The sequence below is a fragment of the Psychrobacter sp. genome, from assembly GCF_030454045.1.
Classification (GTDB): Bacteria; Pseudomonadota; Gammaproteobacteria; order Pseudomonadales; family Moraxellaceae; genus Psychrobacter.
In genome coordinates this window covers 46,723-53,122 of record NZ_JAKDJE010000013.1, presented here as the reverse complement: position 1 = coordinate 53,122, position 6,400 = coordinate 46,723, and the positions used below count along the sequence as shown (strand labels likewise).

General features: G+C 34.8%; 10 protein-coding genes. 2 read left to right on the top strand and 8 right to left on the bottom strand.

Translation table 11 applies throughout. From position 1 onward, the window contains the following. From L0G63_RS04390 to L0G63_RS04360, 7 genes are all read right to left on the bottom strand, one after another. The coding region (locus L0G63_RS04390) for a transposase (RefSeq protein WP_301449536.1) at positions 1-316 on the bottom strand (316 nt) is incomplete at its 3' end. 55 nt (positions 317-371) lie between these two features. After that, positions 372-884: a hypothetical protein gene (locus tag L0G63_RS04385; protein WP_301449535.1), complete on the bottom strand. Its 513-nt coding sequence runs from the start codon at positions 882-884 to the stop codon at positions 372-374. Positions 885-964: 80 nt separating this feature from the next. After that, on the bottom strand, positions 965-1,480 hold the full coding sequence (locus L0G63_RS04380; protein ID WP_301449534.1) for a thermonuclease family protein: 516 nt from the start codon (positions 1,478-1,480) through the stop codon (positions 965-967). Between the two features lie 270 nt (positions 1,481-1,750). Next, positions 1,751-2,032: a GNAT family N-acetyltransferase gene (locus L0G63_RS04375; RefSeq protein ID WP_301449533.1), complete on the bottom strand. Its 282-nt coding sequence runs from the start codon at positions 2,030-2,032 to the stop codon at positions 1,751-1,753. A 184-nt stretch (positions 2,033-2,216) separates the two neighbouring features. Next, positions 2,217-3,299, bottom strand: coding sequence for a ParB/RepB/Spo0J family partition protein (locus L0G63_RS04370; RefSeq protein WP_301449532.1), 1,083 nt, complete (start codon positions 3,297-3,299; stop codon positions 2,217-2,219). A 9-nt stretch (positions 3,300-3,308) separates the two neighbouring features. Continuing rightward, entirely contained in the window at positions 3,309-4,067 is a 759-nt protein-coding gene (locus L0G63_RS04365) for a ParA family protein (protein ID WP_193009108.1), read from the bottom strand. Then, on the bottom strand, positions 4,067-4,399 hold the full coding sequence (locus tag L0G63_RS04360; protein WP_301449531.1) for a hypothetical protein: 333 nt from the start codon (positions 4,397-4,399) through the stop codon (positions 4,067-4,069). The genes L0G63_RS04365 and L0G63_RS04360 overlap by 1 nt, the downstream gene beginning before the upstream one ends. Positions 4,400-4,714: 315 nt before the next feature. On the opposite strand from L0G63_RS04360, the gene L0G63_RS04355 reads away from it, so the two are divergent. Then, positions 4,715-5,329 carry a tyrosine-type recombinase/integrase gene (locus tag L0G63_RS04355; RefSeq protein WP_193009106.1) on the top strand — a complete coding sequence of 205 codons (615 nt, stop codon included), beginning with the start codon at positions 4,715-4,717 and terminating at the stop codon, positions 5,327-5,329. 19 nt (positions 5,330-5,348) lie between these two features. Here the strand turns inward: L0G63_RS04355 and L0G63_RS04350 are convergent, their stop codons facing one another. After that, positions 5,349-5,852: a hypothetical protein gene (locus tag L0G63_RS04350; RefSeq protein WP_301449530.1), complete on the bottom strand. Its 504-nt coding sequence runs from the start codon at positions 5,850-5,852 to the stop codon at positions 5,349-5,351. Between the two features lie 109 nt (positions 5,853-5,961). Between L0G63_RS04350 and L0G63_RS04345 the strand changes: the two genes are divergently transcribed. Then, a complete protein-coding gene (locus L0G63_RS04345; protein ID WP_193009104.1) occupies positions 5,962-6,312 on the top strand; it encodes an H-NS histone family protein in 351 nt (116 codons plus the stop codon). Positions 6,313-6,400 lie beyond the last annotated feature (88 nt).

Sequence of the window (6,400 nt, the reverse complement as noted above, 5' to 3'; positions counted from 1 at the left end):
CATCAAGACCTGAAATACGGGTTTGATGCTTACTGACAAGTACAGGCTCAAAGCTACTGTCGCGGTCTCTTGGGGTGGAGATCTCAAGCTCGCCTGTGTCGCTACGGACTCTCTTTTTAGTGTGCCCATTGCGCTTATTAGGCCTGTCTGCCTTTTCATGCTTGGGGTAGCCGAGATGCTCTTCCATTTCTGCTTCTAAGGCAGTGTCGATGAAGGACTGCATGAGCTGCTTTTGAAAGTCTTTGATGTCATCGAAGCTTTTCATGCTGCTGGCCATTTGCTCAGCCAGTTTCTTGATGTCAGATTGAGTAGTCATTGCTTATTCTCCTGTTAGTGGATTATAAGCAGTTACACAGAGTTTGGGAAACTCCCTAAGGTTGTAGTGACTTATTAATAATATTTATTTTTTCTTTTGCTTTGTTTTTAAATTTAGCAATATCTTCTTCACTGGGTATTTTATTATCCGAAACTAAAGCACTAGGTAAATCAGGAAACAAAGCATATAACGCATATTCTGTCATTAAGTCTGTTATGTCTTCATCTAATTGATAAACTTTATAGTTTATTTTTAATAACTTATCTATTTCTTCATTTGCAAAATCAAAATCATATCTTCCAAGTTCAGTATGTAGGTCATCTAAGAGTTCATTTATGTTTTCACCACCAGCCATAAACTGTTCACCATAACTACTAGTTAAGTACCCTTGTGTAAGGTGTGCAACCCACCAATCGCCATCGTCATCTTTTTCATAAGTAATTTTGATTAATGAAAATAAATCATCTTTAAGTTCATCATTTTTTTGGTACATCACCCCAAACACATACTCATTATCAGCCTTTAAATTCTTTTCTTTTAAATGTATTAACGCTTTATCTATTCGCATAATATTACCCTTGTCAATATGAAACTTTATTACTTGCTTACAGTTGCTTGGTTAATTCAAATTATCAGTGATTAATTGATTTATCGTCGATTTGATTTTCTGTAATGATAAGGATTGATTGGGTTAGGGTCAGCCCAAAGGCCAAGCTTCTTACGTTGAGCAGTTTTTTCCGAAGAGCTATAAATTTTACGATCATTAACTGATTGCTGATTAGCATAATATTTATAGTGCCAAGCCATACCATTTTTTACTTGCTGTAAATTGCAATCGACACCTTCAGCTAACACTTTTCCTATCATCCGAGAATAACGGTCACGTTGATTCCATTCTATAGTGACTTCTTTATTATTTATACATTGCTGTAAGGATTGCTTAGAATACTGGCCATAAGCTTGTGAGCTTTCAGGGGCATCAATACCTAACAAGCGAATGCGTTCACTCCTTTTATTTTTAGGCAAAACCTCTATAGTGTCACCATCAATGACACGAACATCGAATGTAGAGAAGCTATTAGCAGAATAGGCGTTTGAAGCAAGTAAAGGCGATAAAACAACAAGTAAGTATAAAGGCTTGCTGTTTAAAAAATTAAATAACATAGTGGTTTTTCCTATAAGTTTTTGAAAATAAATATAGGCCTAATGCAGACCAATATTTGAGAGAGTAGCCAAAGAATTTTTTGATTCTCAGAAATAGAATCATGATAAAAAAGGTATAAGATTAGAGATATGAGGCCAGTAACAAAAAAAAGACAAGCAAAGAAAATAGCTTGTTTAAGATTGGTATTGCAATCATTATCTAAGTCGATCATAAGATGCCTAAAGAAGTTGCTGGTTCAATATTTGAGGGGTAAAGCAATACCGTTATACTTATTTTCCCCACGCCAAAAGCTTGCCGTCACAGTCATTTGGGTCATACTCAAACCCATTTTTAAAATAAAATCTGATCAAATCTTGCTCGTTAATACTATTGTCTTGGGGATAAGCGTAAAGCGCAATCGGCAAGCCTAAATTAGATGCAATTTCTTTAACTCCTATAATTAGTTTAGTGCCTACACCGTTTCTTTTTTTGGTTGCCTGTATGTACTCAATGATAACTTCATCATCGCAGATATCGTACTCTACATAACCACCATCAAGAATTAATCTCATAATGCCTCATGCCCTTGCTATTTATAAATCATAATGCCGTAACGACATTATAATGAGCGTCCTATCAATTATTTCACTGTAAATCTTGGTTTAATCAAACAAAACCACTGGTCACTTTGACAAGTATATTCTAAGTAAAGATAGCGGTATTTAGCTACCTTTACTTAGAACTAAACAATGAATCTTAAATCCGTCTGTTTAGAAAAGTGCGAAGAGCATCGTAATTTTCGTCATACGTGCTGTGATTGTCATCAATGTAATCTGCAATCTTTTTAGATAAGTCAGAATCAATATCAATCGAGTCTAAGATATTGATAACATCGTCAATTTCTACTAAAAAACCCTGACTCAAAGAGGCGGTTGATGGATCAAATTCATCTGAGCTATCAGTGACGTTGGTATCGCTATCTAGGTCATCATCAAAGCCGTCATCATCGAAGTTATCAGAGTTAGCCGTAGTGTTTTTTGGGGCGCTATCTGAGCTATCAGTGACGTTGGTATCGCTATCTAGGTCATCATCAAAGCCGTCATCATCGAAGTTATCATCACTGCTTTCAAAGTCATCATTTGATGCGTTGGTATCAGCACTAAGGTCATCTGAATTATTCAATGATTTAATAAATTCACGAACGGCTTTTTGAGTAACATCCCCATCCTTGGAGTCTTCAATAAATTTAGCCACTGCTTCAGGGTGATCTTTAGAAGCTTTAGATAACGATACAGCAGACTCAACAGAGGTGATTAAACCTTGTTTTAAAGCATTCTGAATGTCTTCTGAGGCATCCATTATTGACAAGTGACGTGATACCCAAGTGCTACTTTTAGAAAGCATAGCAGCCAATTCATTACTTTTTAAACCTTGCGTTTCTTTAGCATGTGAAAGCCAGTTAGCGATATCAAGAGGGGTTAAGTCCTCACGTTGTATGTTTTCAAGAAACTGGCCAACCTCATTAATGTTATTGTCTAAAAAAGCAGGAATCAGGTTAAGTCCAGCAGTTTGAGCAGCACGAAAACGTCTATGACCATGATTGATCATGTATTCGTTTTCAATTTCAGGATGTGGTTTGATTGAGATCGGACATAAAACCCCAAATTTAGCGATGCTTTCAGAAAGCTCAGCAAGGTTTTTATCATTAAAAACCTTACGTGGATTGTTTGGGTCTTCATGAATAATATTTATTTCTACTTCAGTAATGGCGCTTACTACTTCACCATCATCAAGTAAGCCGCTGATGTTCAATTTTGATAAAGAGTCTAAACCTGACATAGTAAATCCTTATTTGTTTACAATTTTAGAGATAATATCTAAGAATACTGGACGTGTCTTAGTGCTTACTTTTGGTGCAACATGATCTTTAATTTCCCAAATAGGAAGGTTTAAATATGACGAGTCAGCAAAAGCTTGACGTTCAGGAACAACCATATCGTTTGGGTACATATAGCTACTAAATTTGTTAGTAAGATCATGGTAAATGGTCTTTTGACGGTTATTGTTTTTATTGAACCGCGAAGGTAGTAGCCCTAGAAATTCGATCTTAGAGTTATAATTTTTCTTAATGTTGGTTAAGGTTTTAAGCATATTCGTAGCACCATCAATAGAGAATGCGCTTAGCTCAATAGGGGATAAGACATAGTTGCAAACAAGCATAGGTGCAATTTGTGGCAAGCCTATAGTTGGTGGCGTATCAACGATGCAAATATCAAAATGATCAGATAGAAAGTTATGATTATTCACCCAAGTTTGCAGGTTCTCTTCACTGATATTTGCAAGCTTAGAAGTGCCTGATGCAAGATAAAACTCTACGTCAGAATTGATATCTGAAGAGGCTTCAGAAAACAAATTGTAGGTAGAGTTTTGCTCAAAGGTTTTGTCACCCTTAAAACGGCTAGATAAAAATTTAGAAGAATTACCTTGAATGTCAAAGTCAACAAACAGCACTTTCAAGTTCATTGAATGAGCTTGCATAGCTAAATGAGTTGCTATGGTTGACTTTCCAACCCCGCCTTTTTGATTTGAAATAACTACGGTTTTCATCACTCCCCCAATTTTTCAGATGCTTGGTAAATTTTAACGCATGAATCGACAATTTTCGATACATCGTGGCGTATAGCTAAAGGTACTTGAAAAGAAACAGTGAGAAAATCAAGCTTAGTTGCCGCTAGTATTCTGTCACAAGAGTTATTTACCCATTGTACAGAAACATCATATTTCTTAGATACCTCATTGGGAGATAAGCCGTCAACGATGACTTCACGAGCAATATCAACCGTTTTTTTCTTCATACGAGTGTTACTAACAGCGTTATCAAAATCTTGTTTTGATAGTTGGCCTACGCTGTGTCCTTCTCTTACTGGTGACTGATCCATAAAGGACTCCAATTGAATTGTTGTTAAGCATCTTTATAATAAAACATTAATATAATATTATCAAGCATTATCTTTAATATTTTATTAATGTTTAATAATATATTTTTAATATTAATACATAAGATTATTTTATTAAGTAAAACTTAATTATTATTTAAATGATAATCTACGCTTCTATTTAGAAGCGTAGATTTGTTTGCAGACTGAAGCCTATGAAATATAAGGGATTTACGCGATTAGCTGTAATAAAATCTACTAAATTGGTGATATAATCATAAAACCGTAGGTTTAATGAAAAGTGGGATAGAAGCCGCAATGACTAAAAAAGTTTGGAATGAGGGTAGATACATTGGCAGGAAGCCACCTTTCACCAGTGAGCAAGTGCAATTAATTAAACTAAGTTTAAAGGCAAGAGGTGAAGAGAGGGATTTGTTGCTTTTCTGCATGGGGCTTGATAGCAGTTTAAGGGGTGTGGATCTTGTCAAGATTAAGGTGAAAGATGTTTTTGATAAAGAGAATGGCGTTAAAGATCCTTTTCAAGTCATACAGAGTAAGACAGGAAGAGGGATTAGCTGTATTTTAACCAATGAAACGAAAAGGTATTTAGCAGATTATATTACTAAGAGAAGTCTGAGTAATGATAGTTATTTATTTACTTCATTATATGATAAAGAGGGAACAGGTAAGCACATAACGCCCGATCATTACAGAGATTTGATTAAGAAGTGGCTTAAAAGTGTAGGGCTTAATTATAAAATGTTCGCTTCACATTCACTAAGGCGATCTAGGACTTCTCACCTATATAAAGAAACAGGGAATCTAAGGGCTTGTCAATTACTGCTTGGCCATAGCAATATCCAAAACACTGCTAGTTATCTAGGTATTGAGGAAGAACAAGCCCATGAGATAGCAAGAAAACATCCTTTATAATTTGCGTTGACGCAATTTTTTACAGAGCATTGTTTGTTATGGGTGGTGTGGTAGTATCTTGACCAAACATACTATCGTGTGTTTGTAATAGCTCAACGCTTTGTATTTCAGGGCTTTCATTGAGTGCCGTCTCTAAGCGCCCTAATCTGAGTTCTAAAAACTTCATCAAAACAGACCATACAAGACTACGATCATCACTATCAGGATTATGTATCTCAAAAGTTTTATCGTAATAAAAGTCATCGCCTGATGACATGTCAAAGTTAATCAAGCGGCAGTCAGGCGTTATCTCAACGACAATTATATTGTTTGTCAATAAGCTGGTCGAGAATTGCAGGGTTACGCTATTAATAGAGTTGCTAATAGATACTTTCTGACAAAAAGGTTTGATGGTTTCAGATATATCATTAATAACAGGATTAACATTCTTATTTATATAGCTTATATAACTATAATTATCAGGATTTATAGCCATTTCAGCAGCCATTATACGCTTTAGTTTATCTTTAGATTCTTTAAACATTTATGAATACCAGTTATTTATTTTCTATTATTATAGTAAATAAATATAAAGTTGTGTAAAATATTTAAGAAACTGAATAATAATGTTTAATTTAACATAGGGGTGTAATGTGACTGATGAAATAGCTGAGATTGAGAAGATGCTACTTAATGAAAATTTATCTGCTAATGATTATAAGAATCTAAGCAAGCGGTTGGAAGAGACAAGACAGGCCAAAATAAAGACAGCATTAAAAAACATGGGTGAGGATATTATAAAATATTGTGAGGATAACGATATTCCACTAAAGATGGGATTGCGGATAGCTGGGTTAGGGGAGGGTATGAGAAAAGCACCTATCAAGTTTCGTGATCCACTTGACAGCTCAAATGTTTGGGCTGGAAGAGGTAGAACACCTTTATGGTATAAGGCTAGATTGAAAGAGGGATATAAAGAAGAGGATCTGAAAGAAAAGGATTAATACTAATGTAATATTAATATATTTCCATTAATATTAAATGTATTATACACATATTATTTTATTGAAATTATATTATTAATATAATAGA

Bases quoted from the DNA above. Each gene is read 5' to 3' on its own strand.
- L0G63_RS04385 (WP_301449535.1), bottom strand. From the start codon at position 884: ATGCGAATAGATAAAGCGTTAATACATTTAAAAGAAAAGAATTTAAAG.
- L0G63_RS04380 (WP_301449534.1), bottom strand. From the start codon at position 1,480: ATGTTATTTAATTTTTTAAACAGCAAGCCTTTATACTTACTTGTTGTT.
- L0G63_RS04375 (WP_301449533.1), bottom strand. From the start codon at position 2,032: ATGAGATTAATTCTTGATGGTGGTTATGTAGAGTACGATATCTGCGAT.
- L0G63_RS04370 (WP_301449532.1), bottom strand. From the start codon at position 3,299: ATGTCAGGTTTAGACTCTTTATCAAAATTGAACATCAGCGGCTTACTT.
- L0G63_RS04365 (WP_193009108.1), bottom strand. From the start codon at position 4,067: ATGAAAACCGTAGTTATTTCAAATCAAAAAGGCGGGGTTGGAAAGTCA.
- L0G63_RS04360 (WP_301449531.1), bottom strand. From the start codon at position 4,399: ATGGATCAGTCACCAGTAAGAGAAGGACACAGCGTAGGCCAACTATCA.
- L0G63_RS04355 (WP_193009106.1), top strand. From the start codon at position 4,715: ATGACTAAAAAAGTTTGGAATGAGGGTAGATACATTGGCAGGAAGCCA.
- L0G63_RS04350 (WP_301449530.1), bottom strand. From the start codon at position 5,852: ATGTTTAAAGAATCTAAAGATAAACTAAAGCGTATAATGGCTGCTGAA.